The sequence below is a fragment of the Chryseobacterium sp. S0630 genome (assembly GCF_024158915.1).
GTDB lineage: Bacteria > Bacteroidota > Bacteroidia > Flavobacteriales > Weeksellaceae > Chryseobacterium.
Genome location: NZ_JAMZGF010000077.1, coordinates 1 through 22,549 on the forward strand (window position 1 = coordinate 1; position 22,549 = coordinate 22,549).

General features: G+C 36.2%; 16 protein-coding genes. 7 read left to right on the forward strand and 9 right to left on the reverse strand.

Annotated features, from left to right (window positions below):
- Window positions 1-91: 91 nt before the first annotated feature.
- The 6 genes from NK356_RS21970 to NK356_RS21995 form a co-directional block, all read right to left on the reverse strand.
- Complete coding sequence (locus tag NK356_RS21970) at window positions 92-688, reverse strand: hypothetical protein (protein ID WP_034699942.1); 597 nt, start codon at window positions 686-688, stop codon at window positions 92-94.
- 392 nt (window positions 689-1,080) lie between these two features.
- On the reverse strand, window positions 1,081-2,658 hold the full coding sequence (locus NK356_RS21975) for a DHA2 family efflux MFS transporter permease subunit (protein ID WP_253318071.1): 1,578 nt from the start codon (window positions 2,656-2,658) through the stop codon (window positions 1,081-1,083).
- 141 nt (window positions 2,659-2,799) lie between these two features.
- Entirely contained in the window at window positions 2,800-3,903 is a 1,104-nt protein-coding gene (locus NK356_RS21980; RefSeq protein WP_034699936.1) for an HlyD family secretion protein, read from the reverse strand.
- A gap of 16 nt (window positions 3,904-3,919) precedes the next feature.
- Window positions 3,920-5,236, reverse strand: coding sequence for a TolC family protein (locus NK356_RS21985; protein WP_253318072.1), 1,317 nt, complete (start codon window positions 5,234-5,236; stop codon window positions 3,920-3,922).
- Window positions 5,220-5,846, reverse strand: coding sequence for a TetR/AcrR family transcriptional regulator (locus tag NK356_RS21990; protein ID WP_253318073.1), 627 nt, complete (start codon window positions 5,844-5,846; stop codon window positions 5,220-5,222). Before NK356_RS21990 ends, NK356_RS21985 begins: the two co-directional genes overlap by 17 nt.
- A gap of 332 nt (window positions 5,847-6,178) precedes the next feature.
- Window positions 6,179-7,297: a DNA polymerase III subunit delta' gene (locus NK356_RS21995; protein ID WP_034699930.1), complete on the reverse strand. Its 1,119-nt coding sequence runs from the start codon at window positions 7,295-7,297 to the stop codon at window positions 6,179-6,181.
- Window positions 7,298-7,716: 419 nt separating this feature from the next.
- Here NK356_RS21995 and mdlD point away from each other — a divergent pair, with 419 nt between their 5' ends.
- From mdlD to NK356_RS22015, 4 genes are all read left to right on the forward strand, one after another.
- Entirely contained in the window at window positions 7,717-9,036 is a 1,320-nt protein-coding gene (gene mdlD / locus NK356_RS22000) for an NAD(P)-dependent benzaldehyde dehydrogenase MdlD (protein WP_253318074.1), read from the forward strand.
- 196 nt (window positions 9,037-9,232) lie between these two features.
- Window positions 9,233-10,549, forward strand: coding sequence for a hypothetical protein (locus tag NK356_RS22005; RefSeq protein WP_034699923.1), 1,317 nt, complete (start codon window positions 9,233-9,235; stop codon window positions 10,547-10,549).
- A 1-nt stretch (window position 10,550) separates the two neighbouring features.
- Window positions 10,551-11,141, forward strand: a complete 591-nt coding sequence (lptC, locus tag NK356_RS22010; protein WP_034699921.1) for an LPS export ABC transporter periplasmic protein LptC — start codon at window positions 10,551-10,553, stop codon at window positions 11,139-11,141.
- 12 nt (window positions 11,142-11,153) lie between these two features.
- Window positions 11,154-12,197, forward strand: a complete 1,044-nt coding sequence (locus tag NK356_RS22015) for an anhydro-N-acetylmuramic acid kinase (RefSeq protein WP_253318075.1) — start codon at window positions 11,154-11,156, stop codon at window positions 12,195-12,197.
- Between the two features lie 51 nt (window positions 12,198-12,248).
- Here NK356_RS22015 and NK356_RS22020 read toward each other — a convergent pair whose 3' ends face one another.
- A complete protein-coding gene (locus tag NK356_RS22020) occupies window positions 12,249-12,638 on the reverse strand; it encodes a hypothetical protein (protein WP_034699917.1) in 390 nt (129 codons plus the stop codon).
- Between the two features lie 36 nt (window positions 12,639-12,674).
- On the opposite strand from NK356_RS22020, the gene NK356_RS22025 reads away from it, so the two are divergent.
- Entirely contained in the window at window positions 12,675-13,283 is a 609-nt protein-coding gene (locus tag NK356_RS22025) for an NUDIX hydrolase (protein WP_034699914.1), read from the forward strand.
- Window positions 13,284-13,612: 329 nt separating this feature from the next.
- Here the strand turns inward: NK356_RS22025 and murF are convergent, their stop codons facing one another.
- Window positions 13,613-14,884, reverse strand: coding sequence for a UDP-N-acetylmuramoyl-tripeptide--D-alanyl-D-alanine ligase (gene murF / locus NK356_RS22030; protein ID WP_034699911.1), 1,272 nt, complete (start codon window positions 14,882-14,884; stop codon window positions 13,613-13,615).
- 152 nt (window positions 14,885-15,036) lie between these two features.
- Window positions 15,037-16,638 (reverse strand): gliding motility lipoprotein GldJ, encoded by a 1,602-nt coding sequence (gene gldJ, locus NK356_RS22035; RefSeq protein ID WP_034699909.1) that lies wholly within the window; start codon window positions 16,636-16,638, stop codon window positions 15,037-15,039.
- 164 nt (window positions 16,639-16,802) lie between these two features.
- Between gldJ and porU the strand changes: the two genes are divergently transcribed.
- Both porU and porV read left to right on the forward strand, forming a co-directional pair.
- The gene (gene porU / locus NK356_RS22040) at window positions 16,803-20,705 is read left to right on the forward strand and encodes a type IX secretion system sortase PorU (RefSeq protein ID WP_034699907.1); all 3,903 of its coding nucleotides are present in this window, start codon (window positions 16,803-16,805) and stop codon (window positions 20,703-20,705) included.
- 60 nt (window positions 20,706-20,765) lie between these two features.
- Entirely contained in the window at window positions 20,766-21,929 is a 1,164-nt protein-coding gene (gene porV, locus NK356_RS22045; RefSeq protein WP_034699905.1) for a type IX secretion system outer membrane channel protein PorV, read from the forward strand.
- Window positions 21,930-22,549: the final 620 nt, after the last annotated feature.

Sequence of the window (22,549 nt, forward strand, 5' to 3'; positions counted from 1 at the left end):
AAAAACAAATCAAAATATATAAAAATTATTTACTTTTTAACAAGAAAAACCGCCTCAGTTGTGAGACGGCTTCTTTTATTCATATTTGATGTTATTTTTCTGAAACCAGAACATGATAACTGCATGAGCTATCCGGATCAAGCTTGAGTACTTTTACTTCAAGTAAAACATCCAGTCCCATAGTGTCGCAAATACCCTGTATAAAAGGTTTTATGACTGGCCATTTCAACAGTCCTGCAATTTGCAGGCTATGAGTGATTTTATGGTAACGGTCTACGCCTTTAATGAGCAATTCGCATTTATAGTCATTTAATTCTTTAAATTCAAAGTTATATTCGGGACTGGATGTAAAAACTGCTCCTATCAATATTTTTCCAACCGCTGGAATTCCGGGTTGTAGATTAGGTTTTGTTTCAAGGTTTTTTAGGGTCATTCTTGATCCGAGGTCGTACATAAAAGTACTGGAAAGCTGTTCTATAGCTTCTGGCCCGTAAAGTTTTCCGATCTGTTTGAGCATGCCTCCATAAAAAGCTCCTGTAATATCAGACAGACGCTGGGTAAGCTCTGTAAAAGTTCCGGGAAAGAAATCTGCAATAATCTGAGCCTGGTTCATTTCAGGAAGATAGATATCGTTTTTTCTGAAATCGGATAATGCCACGTAGGTTTTCGGAAGTTGAATTTGGTTCATAGTTAATAAGTTATTACTGTTATTAGTTCATCTTAAGTACAATAATGAAGAGAAAAGTCCCATCTATCCATCTGGAATTTTGTCATTATAGGATATAAAAACAAAGTAAAAAACTATTGGGTAAATGGATTTTAATAACTGATGTTCAGATAACAATCCGGTACTGCATTTTGGTCAATCTTTTTTGAAAGGATTGTTGAGAGATGAGGGAATCTATTCATATTTTTTCATTTGGTATTGTAAAGCTAGAAAAAATAAATAAACTCTCCAATAAGTGATATTATTTTTTGTTTAATAAAATGAAAAATAAAAGTTATTGTATTTTACTATTTTACATCAGAAAAAGCATAAAAAAAACCTTCGAAAATCTCGAAGGTTTTTTTAATTAAAATTTAGTGCATGGCTTCACTCAAATCTATTTTTTCTTTACTTTTTCTTTCTTTTACAAGTAAGATAAATGGAATACATATCAGGAATATTACCCCGAGGTATAGAAATACATCCATGTAAGAGAGTACTGTTGCCTGTTTGGTAACAGACATATCAAGCATTTTATAGGCCGCATTCATTGCTGCATCTGGCGTCATTCCTTTCGCTACAAAATTGGCTTTAAGAGCTGCTAGTCTTTGCTGGACATCAAAACTGTTTTCGTCCAGATGGGAAATTAAGTTATTCCTGTATTTCTGGCCTGCATTGGCAATAAAGGTTGTGATAGCTGCAATTCCGAAAGATCCTCCCAGCTGTCTCATCATCCCTGTAAAAGCTGCTCCCTGACCAATCTCCTGCCCTTTCAATGTACTTAATGACAAAGAGGTGATTGGAATAAATAACAATCCTAAACCTGCTCCTCTTACGATCAGCATCCAGAAGAAAGCTTCTTTACTGGTATCCGGTGTCAGAATTTTGTATCCCCAGAAACTGTAAACGAAGAAGATAAAAAGTCCTAATGAAACCAGAATCTGTTGTTTTGCTCCTTTTGCTAATAATCTACCAATGATAGGCATCATGAAAGCCGTCGTTAATGCAGCCGGAATCATCAATGCTCCTGACTGAAGTGCCGTCCAACCCAAAATACTCTGAGTATACAACGGAACGATGAATGTGGAGCCATAAAGCCCAAATCCAAGCACGAATGACATCATGGTTCCGATTCTCAAGTTACTATTTTTAAGTACCCTAAGCTCAACAATTGGATATTTAAAAGTAAGTTCCCTCCAAAGGAATAATATAAATCCTAACACAGCTGCTACTGTAAATGCTACAATCATTCCGCTGGCAAACCAGTCTTCTTCATGACCTCTTTCCAGAATGAACTGTAGTGAACCTACTGTTACTGCCAGTAAAGCAATCCCAATCCAGTCTACATCCGAAACTTTACGTTTTTCAGCATATTTCGGACTTCTTACAAATTGCAGTGTCATCAAGGTTGCTGCAATCCCAATCGGAATATTAATATAGAAAATATATGGCCAGCTGAAGTTATCAACGATATACCCTCCAAGTGGCGGACCTAATGTAGGACCGATGATTACTCCCAGACCATAAATAGCCTGAGCCATACTTCTTTTTTCAATCGGATAAGATTCCGTAATGATCGTTTGTGAAGTTACCAATAAGGCTCCCCCACCGATTCCCTGCATCAATCTGAAAAACACGAGTTCCCAGATATTGGTCGCATTTCCACATAAAAATGAAAATATGGTAAATATAATGATGGATGCCGCAAAGTAATTTCTACGCCCAAACTGTTGGGAAAGCCAGCTCGTCATTGGTACTATAATTACGTTACCAATGGCATACGCCGTAATTACCCATCCCACTTCAGAAAGTGTAGATCCAAGATTCCCCTTCATTTCATTCAAGGCAACATTGACAATCGTGGAGTCTACAATTTCAAGAAGGGCACAAAGGATAGCCGTAATCGTAATGATTACTCTACGCGCTCCATATTCTACTAATGAATCTTGCATAAGTTTTTTTCGATGTAAAAAGTCAATAATGAATTTTGCTTCGCAGGTGAATGGTGAATTTTAAAGCTTTTCGTTTTAATTGATAACAAAACTGATTCACTATTGATAACGAAGTTCATTGACTTTTAACAATTTTAAATGTTATTTCAAAGCAACCTCTGCTTTCACGTTCATTCCTGTTCTCAGTCTTTTGGCAATATCTTTATCAAGATTTACAAAATCAATTTTTACAGGAAGTCTCTGAACTACTTTTACGAAGTTACCACTTGCATTATCCGGAGGAAGAATAGAGAAAGTAGCTCCTGTAGCCGGAGAGAAAGAGCTTACTACACCTTCAAATTCTTTATCAGGGAAGGCATCAATCTCAATTTTCACTTTCTGACCTTCTACCATTTTATCTACCTGTGTCTCTTTGAAGTTAGCTACCACCCATTTCTGGTCATTTTTAACCAAAGCAAACAACTGTGCTCCAGCTTGCAGATACTGACCTGCCTGTGTAGACACTTTTCCTACGTATCCATCTTCTGGAGCAAGGATTACAGTATATGATAAATTCAATTTTGCATTTTCTACATCTACCTCTCTTTGCTTAGCAACAGATCCTGCCACACTGATTTGTTGTGAACTTGCAGCCGTCTGAGAAGAAGCGATGTGAGTTTGCTGAGCAATTTGGTTTCTTTGATCAACCAAAACCTGTAACTGTCTGTCTGCAGATTGTTTTGCTGCCAAAGCCTGCTCGTATTGTTGTTCTGTAATAGAATGGTCTTTTACAAGATTAGCATATCTCTTCAAATCCTGAGAAGTTTTCCAAACGTTTACTTTTGCTGCTTCTATCTGAGCATTAGCAGTAACTACCGCTGCTTCAGAAGAACCTATATTTTTTGAAGTTGCTGTGGTAGTAGCTTCTGCATTGGAGATATTACTTTTAGCGGTAGATAGTGCTGCCTGAGCCTGATCAAGAGCCATTTTCTGATCTCTGTTATCCAAAATCACCAATGTATCTCCTTTCTTTACAAACTGGTTGTCTTTTACTTTTACCTGAGCTACATAGCCTGATATTTTAGAAATTACCGGTGCCATATTGGAAGTAATCTGAGCATCGTCTGTCTCTTCGTGATACTGTCCGTAAGTAAAGGCTCTGTAACCGTAGATTCCTCCTCCGATTACTACTGCTGCTAAAATGATAGGAAAAACTAAACTTTTTTTCTTTTTAGGTTCAGCTGCCTGTGTATTATTATTTTCCATTTTGGTTTCGATCTGATTATTTAATTGTTAAAGTTCCTGTTGTCTGTAATAGTTTTCTGTATGCCAGTGCAGCATCTGCCTTAGCATTGATCACTCCAACGTTGGCCGCAATCTGTGCCGCATCTGCATCCAGTAATTCAGTCATGGTTGCAAGACCGTTATCGTATTTATTTTTTGTTATTCTGTAATTTTCATTAGCCTGCTCAGCAGATTTTTCGAAAACAACGATTCTCTTTTTGGAGTAGTCTGTGTTTTGGTATTCTCTGTTGACATCAAGTTTAATGTTATCATTCAGTAATTCATCGGTTGCAGCAAGCTGTTTTTCCCTCGCCTGCGACTGTCTCAATGAAGAATTTTCTTTCCACAGGTTGGATAGGTTATAAGAAACTCCAATTCCTACATTCACAGCATTGTATACCGTAAGAAATTTAGGAATATCTGCCGCTACATAACCTCCTGTAAATGCGATGGAAGGAAGATTTTCTGCTTTTGCTGCTTTTGAACCTAATTCTGCTGCTTTTCTCTGTTGTGCCAAAGCCTGTAAATCTTTACGGTTTTCTCTGGCTTCGCTAACATAAAAATCAACAGGTTTTACGTCTGATCCTTCTTCAATATAATTCTCATCTACTGCAAGCTCTGTAGTTTCAGGAAGACCTAATAAAAGATCCATATTGATGTTGGCAATATTGTAGTTGTTCTTAGCTTCCAATAGTTGAAGTTCAATATTCGAAGTCTGAAGGTTCGCCTTTAATCTATCGTTTCTCGCGATCAAACCATTGTTTTCCATTTTAAGGAATGTTTCATCTCTTTTTTGAGAAGCGGCAAGATTTTCTTCAAAAACTTTGATAGACTGGTTCGCTTTAAACAGGTTATTATAAGCCTGAGCAACGTTATAAGCAATGGCAATTTTATCATTCTCAGTGCTTAGTTTAGAAGCTTCTACCAAATATTTAGCAGATTGAATTCCGTATTTGATTCTTCCACCACTGTAGATTGGAACGCTAAGATTAGCTGAACCGTAAAGTACCTGATGTACTTCAGGGCCACCTGCCCCTCCTGAAAGACCGGGAAGTTTGATATCAACATTTGGCTTTATTGGAAGGTACATATAGCTACCTGACACTTTTAATTCCGGTAGTTGTCTGTTTTTAGCCTCCAAAAGGTCAGCTGTAGCCTCTTCGATCTTGGCTGCATCGATCTTGAGATTCTTGCTGTTCTGGATTCCCAGCTGCACGGCCTCGTCAAGAGAAAGTGTTTTTTTCTCCTGAGCATTTACATTTGCTATTCCTACGAATAGTGATAATGCAATCACTGAGTTATTTATTCTCTTCATAACCTAAAAGGTCTTTTAGTAAATATTTAATATGTTTATTAAGTTCTGTGTAGTATTTTTCATCAAAAGTTTCTTCATCTTCTGTTTCATTCAGGAACTCTTTATACATCTCTTTCGCATTGAATGCATAGAATAAAGTTCCGCTTACTGTGGAATGAAGGAGATAAATAGGTGGATTTTTGGTGAAAATTCCATTTTTAAGACCACTTTCCAATATTTGTGAATACATGGAAAGGAATCCCATTTTGGTTTGCTTCAAAAATTCTACAATCTGAGGATTCTTAGTATGCAGCTGCTCTCTCTGCATAATCCTGTAGAAACATTTTTGCGTCCGGATCTTGTAAGAAAACTGATCGATTACTCTTTCAATCTTCTGCCACTCGTTGATGTCGGTTCTTCCCAAAAGATCTTTTGAAAAAAACTGACCTTCATTCATTCTGTATTCCACTAATTTCTCATAAAGTTTTTCCTTAGAGCCAAAATAATATGAGATCATAGAGATGTTTACATTAGCCGCCTTTGCAATTTCCCGGGTGGAAGTTCCTTCGAATCCCTTTTCTGCAAAGAGCTTCTCGGCAGCGAATAATATATTTTCTTCTTTTGAAATCATGTTAGTGTTCATTTTTCAGGGCGCAAATGTACATAAGTTTTCAAATAAAATCAAACGATTGATTGATTTTTTAATATAGATTTAATTTATTGTAAAGAAAAGACAGTTTCTATAATAGATGCTGAAACCGCAGGAAAGGCTGTTTTTGATGAAATATAAAGTAAGAAAAGTTCATGCTGATCTGATATTTTGAAAAAAAAAATCATGATAATTTTCAATTTTCTGGCAATTTCACATTGAAATATGCACAAAAAAATAGGGAAAGTGCAGGCAATATGACAAACATTTCCTGACAGCAAAAACAAAAAACCCCGGATTAACCGGAGTTTTAATTATGTGCTTTTATGAATATATCTTGATAATTTTATTCCCAGATCCGTCCAGACAATTTTGGGATTTCCGTTTCGGGTCAGATGAAGATCGGCTGTATTAATTTCTTCTAAAATACTCTCAATATTAGCTCCACTGATAAATTTTGAAAAGCCGGCCCAATTGAAGCCGTTCGCATTGATCTTTTTATATACCAGATTTTCAGACTGATAGTTCTGAAGCAATGCCAGTCTGAAAATCTCAGAACAATAATTAAGAAAGTTCTTCTGTTTCTCCCTGTTCCATCCTGCAATTTCTCTTGCCCAGACAATAATGCTTCTAAGATATTCCGGTTTCTTTTTTACCATAAAGGCATCTCTTACCCATTGTACAAAAAGCTTTTCAAACTCATTGCTTTTATCTCCTGAATTCAGCAATTTTATAGCATCATTGAGATCTCCCTGAGCTTCATGAACAATCTCTCTTACTTTTTCTTCTGAAACAGAGAAATTCTTTTTAAGATGATTTTCAATATCCTCATCATTAATTCTCGGAATTTCTACAATCTGTGTTCTGGAAAGAATCGTTGGAAGAATGTCGTTTGTACTTTCAGCAGTAAGAAGAATGACAGTTTTTGCTGGTGGTTCCTCCAAAAATTTCAAAAACTTATTGGAAGCAGCAACATTCATTTTATCTGCTCTCCAGACGATAAGAATTTTGGTTCCTCCTTCATAGCTTTTTAAAGAAAACTTCTGATTTTGGTCGTCCACTTCATCAGCAGAAATAAATAACTGTTTATTCTCTGATTCTAAAAACGCAGTCCAGTCGTCATAGCTTGCATAAGGAGAAGCCAGGATCATTTCTCTGAACTCATCAAATTTATTCTTGCTTAATGAGTTTTTATTATCCGTAAAAACCGGAAAACTGAAATGCAGGTCCAGGTGATTGAGGTGCTCTACCTTCGCAGCAGCATGTTCATTTTCCTGACTGAAAATTTCCCGTGCATAGGCCAATACCATAGGCAATGTTCCGTATCCCTCTTTTCCTACAAAAAGTTGGGCATGGCTCACTCTGTTTTCAGCAATGCTTTCTCTAAGAAGTTTTTTCAGATTCGTCTGTCCGGCGATGTTCTCCCAATTCATGTTTCAAAGATAAAAAATCTTATTTCATTTCATAAAATTAAGTCTGCTTAAAATGGATAAAAATACAGATCATCCATTTTTTAATACTATTTAAACTTATATCAATTAGAATATATATTAAACCATTAAGAAGGAGTGAAGAAATAAAGGATAGTTAAGAAAAATCATTCTGATTTTTAAGCTTAAAGCGAAGCTTTTCTTCATATTCTTAAAGCCTTAATACAACCTTAATGGTTTAAAATAAAAGTTTAAAAAGAAATATATCATATTATTTTATAGGTAATATCAATGATAGGATTAGAATAAAATATAAATTAAATTTTGCGCAATTTAATTTTATACAATAAATTTACTCAGTGAAAATATTCGTAAATTCCTTACCATTTCACACCTAATTCAAATATTAAAATCATAAACCAATGGATACCAACCTGGAACAAAAAATCAGAGGCATATTTCAGCAGCAGAAAGCCTTTTTCAAAACCAATCAGACGAAAGATATTGAATTCAGAAAAGCACAATTAAAAAAATTCCGTGACGTTTTTCTTCAGCATACCGATGTACTTTGTGAAGCTTTAGATACAGATTTGGGAAAAAGCAGAAAAGAAGCAGAATATGTCGAGATTCAAATAGTAATCAGTGAGCTTGATTATTTGCTGGAAAATATTGATGAATGGGCAAAGCCTACCTCTGTTCCTTCAAAACCCCATCCTTCAGGCGCTGAAGTTGAGAGCAAAATAACCTATCAGCCTTATGGAGTTACCTATATTATCGGACCATTCAACTATCCTGTCCAATTGACCTTCAGTCCGCTTATCGGAGCTTTACTCTCCGGAAATACTGCAATCATAAAACCTTCGGAGAATACACCACATGTTGCTCAGGTTCTTGAAGATATTGTCAAAGAATCATTTGATGAATCTTATGTAGCCGTTATTCAGGGTGCTATTGAAGAAAACACTTTATTATTAAGCCTTCCTTTTGATTATATTTTCTTTACAGGAAGCCCCAATGTTGGTAAAATTGTCATGAAAGCCGCTGCAGAACAGTTAATTCCGGTTACTCTGGAACTTGGAGGAAAATCTCCTACGATTGTTCATAAGGATGCAGATCTGGATAAAGCAGTAGCGAGAATTTCTTATGGAAAATGGATTAATTGCGGACAAACCTGTGTGGCACCTGACTATATTTATATCCATGAATCTGTAAAAGATGCATTTATTGAAAAATTTAAAGCTCATTTAAATGCCACTTATGAAGGTAATTCTTTGGGAAAAATCGGGAAGATTGTAAGTCAGAACCAAATTAAACATTTGGCAGGCTACCTTGAAGCAGCACCGGAAAAGGTGATTTACGGAGGAAATTATGATCTTGAAACCCGTCACTTTGAAGCCACTTTAATGGATAATGTAACCTGGGATGATCAGGTGATGCAGCAGGAGATTTTCGGTCCTATTCTTCCTATTATGACCTATAATGATATTGAGGAAGCATTGGAGGAAATCAATAGCCGTCCTAAACCGTTGGCATTATATGTTTTCACGGAAGACCAGAAACTTGCCGATTATGTTTTAAACCATACTACAAGTGGAGATGCTGAGATCAATAGTGCTATTATCCACGTGGGTTCACACTATTTACCTTTTGGAGGTGTAGGAACTTCGGGAATGGGAAAATATCACGGAAAATTCAGTTTTGAGTGTTTCAGCCACAGCCGTTCTGTTCTTCAGGTAAAATAAGAGTATAAATGCTTATTCATATAAACCGGGACTGTTCATCATAGAACAGTCTTTTTTGCAAAACAGAATTGATATTTTTATTGCAGAAAATTTGCATTTTTCTTTTAAAGAAAAGCCCTTAACAAACTTTAACCACATATAATTTTTACAATTCATTAATATTTAAGATATTTGCGCATTGTTTTAAAAATAAAGAATGAAAAAAATCTTTGTAGTATCATTCATATCAGTTGGATATTTTCTGAATGCACAGAGTCTAAGCAACTCTCCTTATGCAACTTATGGAATTGGAGATGTGAAATATGATAATACGATCGAAACTACTTCTATGGGAGGTATATCTACTGCTTTTATTAGTGATTTTACCAGTAGTTTCAATTTTGCCAACCCGGCAAACAACGCCAATTTTGAACTTACGAGTATCAGACTGGAAGCTACCAACGAAAACAATTATTTCAAATCGAATTATAACGATATGAAATCTACAAAGCATTCTACGTATCTTTCCAATATTTCGATTGCGTTTCCATTATCTTCAAAAGTGAAAATGGGGATCTCTTATCAGCCATACAGTTCTAAAAGCTACGACATCGTAACAGAACAGCTTGCCAGTGATAACACGACTCCTCTTTACAAAAATAACTTCAAAGGAAGCGGAACATTGAACACTGCACAGCTTGCAGTTTCTTATAAAATCAATCAGGAATTATCAGTAGGAGCAAAAGCTAACCTTTATTTTGGAGACCTTAATGACCTTAATGAATTCCGTGCTTACAACAGCAATCTTGGGACTTATACAGGTGAATATGTTAATGGTTATGAGACTAAAAACAGGGTCAGAAACTTTAATTTTACACTGGGAACAAGCTATCAGACTTTAAACACGCGTACTGATAAGAAGTTCACAGTAGGAGCTACGGCTACTTTTGGTAATACAAGTAATATGACTACTCAGTACACCAACAGTACTTACAGATATTCTGATGCTCAGGAAACCACTAAACTTTCTGGTTCAGAAACAATCATCGAACAAAAAGAAACGAAATCCAAAAACCTTCTTCCATTACAGGCATCCGTAGGGGTTGGATATGGAAGTGAAAACCATTGGTTTGTATCTGGACAGGTAGATTATAAAAAAGGAGAAGATATCTCTTATTTTGGTAAAGATTTCAGTTTCCAGGATACCTACAGAATTTCTGCAGGGGGATGGTACCTTCCCAACTATAACAACTTCAGAAGCTACTTCTCAAGAGTAATCTATAGATACGGAGCGTTCTATGAAAGAGGGAATCTAAACCTGGAAGGGAACAGTATTAACAAATTCGGTATTTCTGCCGGAGTTATGCTTCCATTCAAAAACAGTAGTATCACCAGAATGAGTGGTCTTGAAATTGGGTTAGAAGTTGGTAAGAGAGGAACTCTTCAAAACAACCTGATCAACCAGAATTTTGTCAACCTGAGAATAGGCTTTAATTTTGCTGATAAGTGGTTCAGAAAGGCACTTTATAACTAAAATGAACTTTTCAAAAAAAATATCATATAAAAATATAGCATGCCTTTTTAGTTGTGCTATATTTTTTATATTGACATCCTGTGAGGAAGATCTTACCAAAAGAAATGGTAGTCAAAGCAAAAACTTTCCTTCACAGATCATCAACAATGCTAATATTATACAGCGTGATTCCGGCTTTATTACTTTAAAAGCAAAAGCACCCATCATTGAAAAATATGAGCTGATTGACAGTCCGTATGTAGTAGCCAGAAAAGGAATTGACATCGAGTTTTTTGATAAAAAGAAACCTAAAGTTCCAGGAAGAATTACCGCTAAATACGCCCGTATTTTTGAATACAAAAAATTCTACGAAGCCAAAGGTGATGTAAGAATAAAAACCAATGAAGGACAGAGATTTGCTATGCAGAGTATCTATTGGGATCAACGAAAAAACAGAATCTATACCAAAGATACAGTGTATGTAACCATGGAAGACGGTTCTACGCTGGTAGGAGCAAACGGAATGACTGCCAAAGATGATTTTTCCGAATACACATTCTATAACAACTCCGGAGATTTCAGTTCAAAAAGAATTTCTGAAAATAAAAAATAATTCCAAAAAATAATGAAAGCTCTGGCTATTGGGTTGATGTCCGGAACAAGTCTGGATGGTTTGGATATCTGTCTTGCTGAATTTGAAAAGCAGGACACATGGACTTTTCAAATCCTGAAAGCTGAGACACTCTCCTATTCTGAAGATTGGGAAACTCAACTCAGAAATTCTATTCATCTTTCTTCTGAAGATTTATTGGAACTGCATTCAGAGTATGGCTTTTATCTTGGGCAACAGGTTAAAAAATTTATTCATCAACATCAACTTGAAAATATCAACTTAATTGCCTCTCATGGTCATACAGTTTTTCATCAGCCTCAAAAAAAATTCACACTACAAATCGGCGACGGCAGAGCTATAAAACTGGAAACCGGATTACCTGTTATCTATGATTTCAGAAGTCAGGATGTCTTGATGAAAGGAAACGGAGCTCCTTTAGTTCCTATAGGTGATGAGTTGCTTTTTTCAGAGTACAGCGCTTGCCTGAACCTGGGTGGATTCTCCAATATTTCTTTACGTTCGGAAGGAAAAAGAATTGCTTTTGATATCGCTCCGGTGAATATTGTTTTGAACCATTTGGCTCAACAGCTTCATAAAAATTATGATGAAAACGGAGCTTTGGCAGCAAAAGGGAAAACAGATGAAACTTTGCTGAATCAGCTTAATGGTTTGGATTTCTATCAAATTTCACATCCAAAATCTTTGGGAATAGAATGGTGCCATCAACATATATTTCCGCTTCTTGAAAATATTGAAACAGTAGATGCGCTGGCTACTTTTACAGAACATGCTGCCCGGCAGATCGCCAATGTCATCAATGAATATAATATAAAAGACATTCTTATCACTGGTGGAGGCGCCTACAACACGTTTTTAATTAAAAAAATAAGAGCGAAAACAAATGCTGAAGTCATCATCCCTGAAAAAGAGATCATCGATTATAAGGAAGCCTTGATTTTTGCCTTTATGGGTGTATTAAAAATGAACAACGAGATCAATGTACTGTCTTCTGCGACTGGAAGTACTGAGGATCATTGTTCGGGAGTTATTGCTTAGGAAACTACTCACATATAAAAATAAAAAAACCTCCAACATTGGAGGTTTTTATTATTTATAAGCTTCGATTTTATCGGTAAGCGTATTGATAAAGTTCTGTAAAGGCTTTTCTACCATCATTTTGATGAATGGATTGAATTTTCCTTCAAATAGCATCTGAACCTCAGTCTGATTTTCACTGATTGGGTTCAATGTAGCTGTTAATGAGAAATCCAAACTTGAACTTGCAGATCTTAAAACAGCTTTCTGATCATCTACTTCATCTATTTTTAAAGCGATTTCAGGCATTCCCTGCAATCCAAATTTAAATCCGTTATCTCTTGTTTCAAATTTCTGAAGACCATCCGGCATAAAATCTTTATAATTTTCAGGAGATTTCAGCAACTCGGTAAGTTCTTTAGATGATTTATTGACAATAATCTTTCGTCCTTCTAAATTCATTTTTTATTTTTGTATTTAAATTCTTAACTATTACAAATGTATAAAGTTTTTGTCAACGAAAAAAAATTATTAATATCTAAGCATCCTGAAGAACTTGAAAAAAAGCTTGGGTATGAAAATTATACAACTTTAGAGATCGCATTGGATCTTTTGGAGAATACTTCTGTGCAGGAACTGAATGTGTATGGAGAGAATTTGGAAGAAATCTGGCAGGAGTTTCAAAAGCTTTTCAGAATTATAGAAGCTGCAGGAGGTCTTGTTAATAACCCTGAAGGTAAAATTCTTTTCATCAAAAGACTGGGTAAATGGGATCTTCCTAAGGGTAAAATGGAAAAAGGTGAATCCAGAGAAGAGTCTGCAGTAAGAGAAATAGAGGAAGAAACTGGTTTGAGTAATGTTGAACTTGTACAATTCATCAATACCACTTACCATATCTATGTAGAAAGAAATGGCGAGAAAATCTTAAAATGCACGCATTGGTTTGAAATGAATTTTGACGGAGAAGATACTTCCAAACCACAAATAGAAGAAGGCATTACAGAAGTTGCCTGGAAAACGACATCAGAAATTGAAAATGAAGTGTTCCCGAGTACTTTTAAAAATATCAAGCTGATCGTAAAAGAATTCTGGGATTCGAAAAAATAAGTAATAAGGCTGGAAGTTGGAAGAGTGAAGCTGGAAGTTACGATCCGGCTATTTATTTTTTGGTGACTATATATAATTTTACACTATTGTCATTCTGAAGAAGCAAGAATCTCATACACGGCTTAGATTCTTCATTTCACTTCGTTACATTCAGAATGACAGAGTCATAATAATAAGATGAGCAAATTAAATTAGTGTAAAATTGTACATGATTACCATTTTTTCAGGTGATCATTTTAACAATGAAATTCTATAAAGTGGTATAAAAAAGAGAATACTCGTTGTTTACCTTTAAGAATTTCCCTCTCCCAACTTCCAGCTTCCTTACTTTAAATAAAATCAATCACTTTCTCCAGAGCAATTCCTCTGGATCCTTTCAACAATATATTTTCGGACTGAATTTTATTCTGTTTTAAATAGTCTGTTAATTCTGCTGTATTTTCAAAAGCAAGGTCTGAAGCATTCACAGCTTTAAAATGTTTTCCCACAGTAATAATCTCATTGAAACTAAGGTCCTGAGCCAATTTTAAGATGTTCTGATGCTCTTTCTCACTTTCATCACCTAATTCCAGCATATCACCGATAATAATGGTTTTACTGCCTTCAAAACTGATGAAATTATTCAAAGAAGCGCTCATAGAACTTGGATTGGCATTATATGTATCCAAAACCAAAGTTCTCCCCTCTTTTTTCACTACCTGAGATCTCATATTTGTTGGGGTGTAGAGTTCCAACGCATGTTTTATTTTTTCAAAGCTGACTCCGAAATGAAGTCCTAAACTTGCGGCTGCACAAAGATTGGTAAAATTGTACTCTCCCGTCAGTTTTGAAACTGCTTTTACTCCCTGATAGGTCAATCCTACAAAATGCTCTTCTGAAAAAGATTCAAAATGATAATTAGAGGTTTCTGCTCCAAAAGTAATTTTAGGGGAATAGTTTTCAGTTTTCTCTACCTGAATAGGATCGTTTTCATTAACTACAATAGTTCTGTTATTGTTTTTAAGATAATCATAGAGCTCAGACTTTCCTTTAATCACACCCTCAAAACCTCCGAATCCTTCCAAATGAGCTTTTCCAAAATTGGTAATATATCCGAAATCAGGTTGTGAAATAGTACATAAAAATTCAATTTCTTTCTGATGGTTGGCTCCCATTTCAATCACGGCCATTTCATGTTCCGGTTTAATGGAAAGAATAGTTAATGGAACTCCGATATGATTATTCAGATTTCCAGCGGTGTACTGAACATTAAATTTTTCAGAAAGGACCGCATGAATCAGCTCTTTGGTCGTTGTCTTTCCATTACTTCCCGTAAGTCCTATAAAAGGAATAGCAAGCTTGCTTCTATGATAAATTGACAGCTGTTGTAAAAACTCAAGAGTAGATGGAACATAGAAAATATTTTTATCTCTGTTTTCAAATTCCGGAAGTTCAACAATCACTGCCAAAGCTCCGTCATCAATGGCTTTTTCCGCTAGCGTAGCTGCATTGAAATTCTCACCGGAAAAGGCAAAGAAAATATCATTCTCTGCTATTTTTCTGCTGTCAATGGTTACTTTTGCCGCCTGCAGAAATAAAGGATAAAACTGTTCTATATTCATGTGGAAATATATATATTTTTTTTAAAGTCGTACGCAATCGCCAGATCTATATAAGCGTTTTAGACTTTTTAGCCCAAGCGATTTCACGAGTCAAAAATAAAAAAACCTTCCGAAAGTTCGGAAGGTTTTTTATAAGTATTTTTTGATAAATATTATCTTCTAGTTCTACTCTTATCGCTGGCTTTAGCATCCTGTGCAACACGGAATCCTACCCAACCATAAGCTCTGTTTTGATTTTTATATCTTCTTTGTCCCGGATCCAACCAGTAAGCTGTATCCTGCCAAGAACCACCTTTTACCACTCTAACCTCGTTAGAAATTCCGGAAGTTCTGTCTTTAGTATCTTTCTGTAACTTCACTCTACCCGTTCCATCTACAACAAAGCTTTTCTTAGGAGCATTGTACATATCGAATCCTGCAGCAGAATCAGAAACTCTGTAATATTCTAAAGAAGACTGTCTGTCACCATCTCTGTAGTTTCTGTAGTCAGCGATAGTTTGTCTTTCGAACTGTCCAGGAAGACCTTTATATACTAATCTTCCGTCAGCTAAAGTGTCATATTTGATAGTACCTTCGTCGATCATTTTGTAAGTACCGTCACCGTTTCTTACGATCGCCTGAGGCATGTTTCCTCTATAGTAGTTGAAATCGTTGTAATCTTCATCGATGATAGGTCTGTAAACATCAGCCGTCCATTCAGAAACGTTTCCGTACATTCCATAGATACCTAAATCGTTCGATGGATATTGTCTTACGTCAGAAGTCTGAGCAGATCCGTCATTCTTCCATCCAGCGATACCAGAATAGTCACCTTTACCCATTTTGAAGTTTTCAAGGAACATTCCTCTGTCTCTTCCTTTAGTACCTCTTAATCTTTCGATTTCAGGTTTTTTACCTAGATATTGGTTATATTCTCTGGTTTTAGCCATCCCAAGAGCTGCATATTCCCATTCTACTTCAGTAGGAAGTCTGAACTTCTGTACCATTGCAGAATTTGGAGCTCTGTTAGCTGCAAGCAATCTCTGGTTGGTTGTTTTCATACCAGTTTTTTGCTGCATTCTTTTCTCATTGATATATCCTTGCATTTCAGGATCATTCGATTTGAATTTATCCATGTTGAAAGCAGTACCTCCCTGGTTGTTGGATTCGTTGATATACAAATCCTTAGCAATAATACCCGCCTGCATCAAAGCTTTTTCGTTCGCTCTGTCTGACAGCCATTCACAGTATCTGTTTGCCTGAGTCCAGGAAACTCCTACTACCGGATAGTAATCAAATTCCGGAGAACGTAAATACGTTTCGTTATAATCGTTTCTTGCTAATTTGTTGTCCCATAATAAGGTATCCGGTAAAGCACCGTTATAGATCTCCTTAAAACTCGGGTCACTTGGTGGGAATACATACTTCAACCATGTAAGGTATTCGCGGTATTCGTAGTTAGTAATTTCAGTTTCACCGATAAAGAATGAACTTACCTGCATTCTGCGAGGTGTGTTATTCCAATCGTGCATAACATCATCTTTCACTAATCCCATTGTAAAAGTTCCACCTTCTACATATACCATCCCAGGCCAACCCTTCTGTTTCTGTTGCTTTCCTGCAAAAAACCAACCCTGTTTTTCGTTTGGTTTCCAACCTGTTTTGCTGACAAATTTTTTGGTACCGCCACCTTTGCTGGTTCCTGATCCGCCACAGCTGGTTAATGCAAGTGTAGAACTTAATGCTATTAATGAAAACAACTTTAGTTTTTTCATAGTCGATATAAATATTTTCAAAGTACAAAGAAAAAATAAATTATTCAATAAATCAAGTAAACATTTGATTTTTTTGAAAAACGTTAACAAATTAATTTTATTGTATCACAATTTAATTCTAAAATTTTCATTTATTTTGTAATTTAGCAATTTCAATAGTAAACATGAAACGAAAAATTACGATTTTATCTTTAATCGCTTTTGCATCAACACTTTACGCCCAAAGAAACACCATTGAATGGAATGGTTCTAAAATTCAGGATTTTGGTGACACAAAATTAAATCTTCCCAATTTTAAAAATGAAGGTTTTTCTTTCAGCCAAAATAATGTTTTTATAGTAAGCAAGCAAAAAATCGGAGAAAAGCAATTAAAAATCTCAGACCTTGTTTGGGAAAACGTTTCTAATCAAGAATTGTTTGAACTGGATAAAGGCAGACTTCCTGATTATGATGTAGCAGATGTTTCCTATTATACTTTAGAGGGTGAAAGCTATGCCAGCATTAGTATTGCTTTATTTAAAAATATAAAAGGGCGCGTTCAGAGATTATCTTCATTTAATGTTTCAGAAGCCTCTTCTTTTATCAATACAACAGGAACGGTTAATAAAATAGGTACTACCGGCAATCCTTTATCAGGTGGAAATTTTTATAAGATAAAGGTAGACAAGTCCGGAGTATTCAAAATTACTTCCCAGTTTTTAAAAGATAACGGAATTAATCCGAGTTCTGTAAATCCTAAAAACTTCAGAATTTATGGAAATGGAGGAGTAATGCTTCCTGAATACAATCAGGATCCAAGATACGGAGCTTTACAGGAAAACTCCATTCAGGTAGTAGGTGAAGATGATGGAGTCTGGAATGATAATGACTATGCTCTTTTCTATGCACAAGGACCTGATGGGTATAACCTTTATGACACCGGCAATGGAAATGGTTTTAAAAGACACGATACCCGATTCAGTGAGAGAAGTAATAATGTCAAAAATATTTATGAAGATTTCTCTTATTATTATATCAATTTTGACAAAGGTGCAGGAAAAAGAGTTCCCACAGTAGATGGAAATCTTCCTGCCCAGCTGATTACAAGATATGACAGTTACCAGGTCATTAACAAGGATCAGAAAAACCTTTTAAAAGTAGGAAGAACATGGGTAGAGGATACTCCTTTCTCCAATGAAAAGACCATAACATTGTCTACCAATTCACCTATACAGGCGAATGATGTGGTACGATACAGAACTCAGGTGGTGGCGTATAATTCTCAGCAGAATACGATGGATTTTAAAATCAACAATTTAAATCCACACCCACAGCAGGTAATTCCTATGGATACTCCTTCCTATCAGTATACCTTCTATCCTGTAACATACACCGGAACATTAACCAATCTTACCGGAAACCAGTTTACACTGGTCTATAATCCCGATATTTCCAAGAATCCGAATGGAACTTTCTATTTTGATTATCTGGAAGTTCAGTATAAAGAAAATCTTGCATTCAATGGTTCACAAATGAACTTCAGGGATTATTCAATTGTAAGCGGGAGCAATACAGACTACGGTTTCAGTATCACAAATGCAGCTAATATAGAACAGGTATGGGATGTAACGGATATTACCAACGTTAACAGAAGAGTGAATAAAGCAGGAGGTGGTTCTTTCAACTTTGCCTACACTGCTGCTGATCAGAATTTCAATAATGAATTTGTAGCGTTCCGTGCTGATGCTGCTTTCAGTCCACAATTTGTAGGAAGAATTTCCAATCAGAATCTTTCCGCAATACAAAACGTAGATTATCTTATCCTTACTGTACCTGAAATGATGGGTCAGGCACAAAGAATTGCCAACTATCATCAGACTACTCATAACTACAAAGTAGAAATTGTTGACATTAACAAAATCTATGAGGAATATGGCAGCGGAAGTAAAGACCTTACCGCGATAAGAGATTTCGTAAGCAAACTCAACACTCCTCTGGGCAGACTTCAGTATGTTTTTATTCTTGGGGATGCTTCATACGATTATAAAAACAGGGTTCCGAATAATTCAAACGTTGTTGCCAGCTACCAGAGTGAGCAATCTTCTGATTACGTATCATCATTTGTTACGGATGATTATATTGTCATGACCAAGCCACAGACTACATTATTAATTGAAAACAATTTACCGGATGTGCCTGTGGGTAGAATTCCGGCAGCTAATGTAAGTGAAGCCGGCGATATGATCAATAAAACACTGGCTTATAACAATTCTCTTCAAGGGCAGTCATCTCCTTTCGGAGACTGGCGTATGCGACTTGACTTTGTAGTGGATGATAATGAAGAAGGAGGAGGTCCTTTTCATAATGTAATGAACAATTCACTGGTGAATATTTTTGAACAGCCAGGCCAGCTGGATCTTAAAGAATATAATGTTAAAAAACTATATATGGATGCCTTTACCGCTCAGAGCACATCTGGAGGAAGAAGATATCCGCAGGTAAACCAGGCTATTTCCAATGCTATCGGAAACAGTTTGTACCTGTTCTATTTCGGACACGGAGGAATCAATGGTTGGGCACAGGAAAGAGTGCTTACCAGCACAGAGGTTCAGAATGCCAACAACTTCTCTAATGTATACAGCAGATTCCCTTTTGTCTCTACCATCACTTGTGAATTCACATTATGGGACGAACCTTCAACCAATTCTGTTGGAGAACAGTTTATTAAAATGAAACAGGGAGGTGTTTCTACCATGATTACTTCCAGCCGTGCTATTGGGGTAGATTACGGACGTGATTTTACCAATACATTCACTCAGAATATTTTTAAATTAACCAATGACGATTTTAATTCATTAGGAAATGCCCACTTAATTGCCAAAAAACAAAAAGGTCCTAACAGTAACCATTTAAAAGTAAATTTCCTGGGTGATCCTGCGATGAAATTAAGCAGACCTCAAAGACTCCTGGTTATTGATAATATTGAAACTCCGGTTCCGGGACTGATCAGAGGTTTGGATTTTGTAAAAATCAAAGGACATATCAATAATCCGAACGGAACACTGAACAATACTTTCAACGGAAAAGTCAGCATCAATATTTTTGATAAGAGATTAAACAAGAAAACACTTAACAACAGTGGAATTTTAACTCCGGTTTTAGATTATACTGAAGAAGGAAGTGCAATTGTAAAATCCGCAGGAACTGCCGTAAACGGAGTTTTCACTGCTGAATTCTATGTTCCTAAAGACATTAACTATGCTGTAGGACAAGGAAGAATACTTGCCTATTCTGACAATAAATCAACGGATGTTTTCAACAACCAGGCTGTACAGGTGGGAGATATCAATCCTAATGGAATCAATGATAATCAACCTCCAAAAGTAAAACTGTATATGAACAACACCAACTTTGCAGATGGTGGAATCACCAATCAGAATCCTATGCTTCTTGCCTGTCTTACTGATGATACAGGGATTAACTCAACAGGATCCGGTGTAGGACATGATATTACAGTATATCTTGACGGACAGATTATCAATACCGTGGTTTTAAATGATTTTTATGCTCCGGGAGAAGGAAACGGATGCTTAAACCCAAGTCTTGCCGAATATCAGAAAGGGAATGTAACCTACCCTTTCAGAAATCTTTCCATAGGACAACATCAATTATCATTTAAAGTTTGGGATATAAACAATAATTCGACAACTGCTACGTTAAATTTTGAAGTTAAAGATGAGTCTGACCAACACCTGACGATCAACCGTCCGTTGAACTGGCCAAATCCATTCACCAATAAAACCTATATTCAGTTTGAACACAACTGTGATGATATTCTGGATGTGAACGTACAAATTTATACAATAACCGGAAGATTGGTAAGAACTTTATCGCAGCCAGTGGTTGCAGAACCTTTCCTACAGGGCTTTAGAACCCCTCGTCAGGCAATAGAATGGGACGGAAGAGATGATTTTGGAGCTACAGTAGCAAAAGGTACGTATATTTTTAAGATATTTGCAAAAAGTCAAAATCAAGAAAAATGCAAAGGAAGTGCTACAGCTGTAGAAAAAATGGTACTTTTGAAATAATTAAATAGAACAATAGATAATAATATTAACAAAAAACTGATAATATATAAAAGACAACATATGAATTTAACTACTAAACTGCTATTAGGATTTGGTTTGAGTGCTGGTTTTTTAGGCTATTCGCAAGATTTAGGTAAAGTAAACCCAGTTCTTACCGGAGCTCCTTTCTTAAGAATTGCACCTGATGCAAGATCGGGAGGTATGGGAGATCAAGGGGTGGTAACCTCTCCGGATGCATTTTCACAATTCTGGAATGCGGCTAAATACCCTTTCAGCAGGACAAGTTCTTCCGTAGGTCTTAACTATACGCCTTACATGGGAAAACTTACCAATGATGTATTCTTATTATATGCTTCGTTCCATAAGTTTTTGGGGCAGGAAGAAAGATCTACAATCTCCGCGAGTATCTATTATTTCAATATGGGACAGGTAGACCTGACTCAATTGGTGGGTACAGAAATCGCTTCTATGGGTACATCAAAACCAAACGAATTCTCCATTGACGTTGCCTACGCTTTGAAACTTTCTGATTCATTCTCCGGAGCTGTTACCGGTAGATTTATCCGTTCAGACTTAGCCGGAGGATTCAACACAGATACTACACTTAAAGCGGCAAACAGTTTTGCAGTAGACGTTTCAGGATACTATACCTCTCCAAGATTCTCCAGTATTGGTGGATATGATGGTAAAGTAAATGCAGGTTTGGCTATTCAGAACTTAGGTCCGAAACTGGATTATACAGGAAATGAAGAATCAAGATCTTATCTTCCTACTATGGCAAGATTAGGGGTTGGATACGATATGTACCTGGATGATATGAACAGAGTAGGAATTTCTGTGGAAGGTTCAAAACTATTGGTTCCAGGATCTGAGTATGCAGGAATAGACCCGAATACAAGACAGCCTATTTATCAGATCCCGAATGTAGGACCAATGGCTGGTATCGGAAAATCTTTCAAAAATAAAAACAGTATCATGTACAGTGGTGCTTTAGAATATTCTTATGACAATGCATTTTCTGTAAGAGGAGGTTACTTCCATGAAAGTGAAGAGCAGGGAGCAAGACAGTTTGCTACTGCGGGGGTTGGATTAAGATACCGTTCTTTCGGACTTGATCTTTCTTATCTGATCAATATGTCAAAAATCAACAGTGCTCTGGATAATACTCTTCGTTTCGGTCTTACCTGGAACATTGGAGAAGAAACTTCCAACAACGATCGTTAAAAAAAAGCAACTGCTATATAAAAAAGCCTCATTTTACATGAGGCTTTTTTTTGTGAATAGTCAATCGTCAATCCGCTTCGCTTGTCAATTTATTTTATACGCAATAATCATATTCACTATTCACTTTGCGAAGCAAAAATTCACTTTTGATACGTGAATAGGCAATCGTCAATCCGCTTCGCTTGTCAATTTATCTTATACGCAATAACCATATTCACTATTCACTTTGCGAAGCAAAAATTCACTTTTGATACGTGAATAGTCAATCGTCAATCTGCTTCGCTTGTCAATGTCTTTTACAGACTGCAATCATTCACCATTCACTTTGCGAAGCAAAAATTCACTGGTAAAAGATCCGTCAATGGTCAATGGTCAATTCGCTTCGCTTGTCAATTTATTTTACATACTGCAAACATTCACCATTCACTTTGCAAATCAAAAATTCACTGGTAAAAGATCCGTCAATGGTCAATGGTCAATTCGCTTCGCTTGTCAATTTATTTTACATACTGCAAACATTCACCATTCACTTTGCAAATCAAAAATTCACTGGTAAAAGATCCGTCAATGGTCAATGGTCAATTCGCTTCGCTTGTCAATTTATTTTACATACTGCAAAC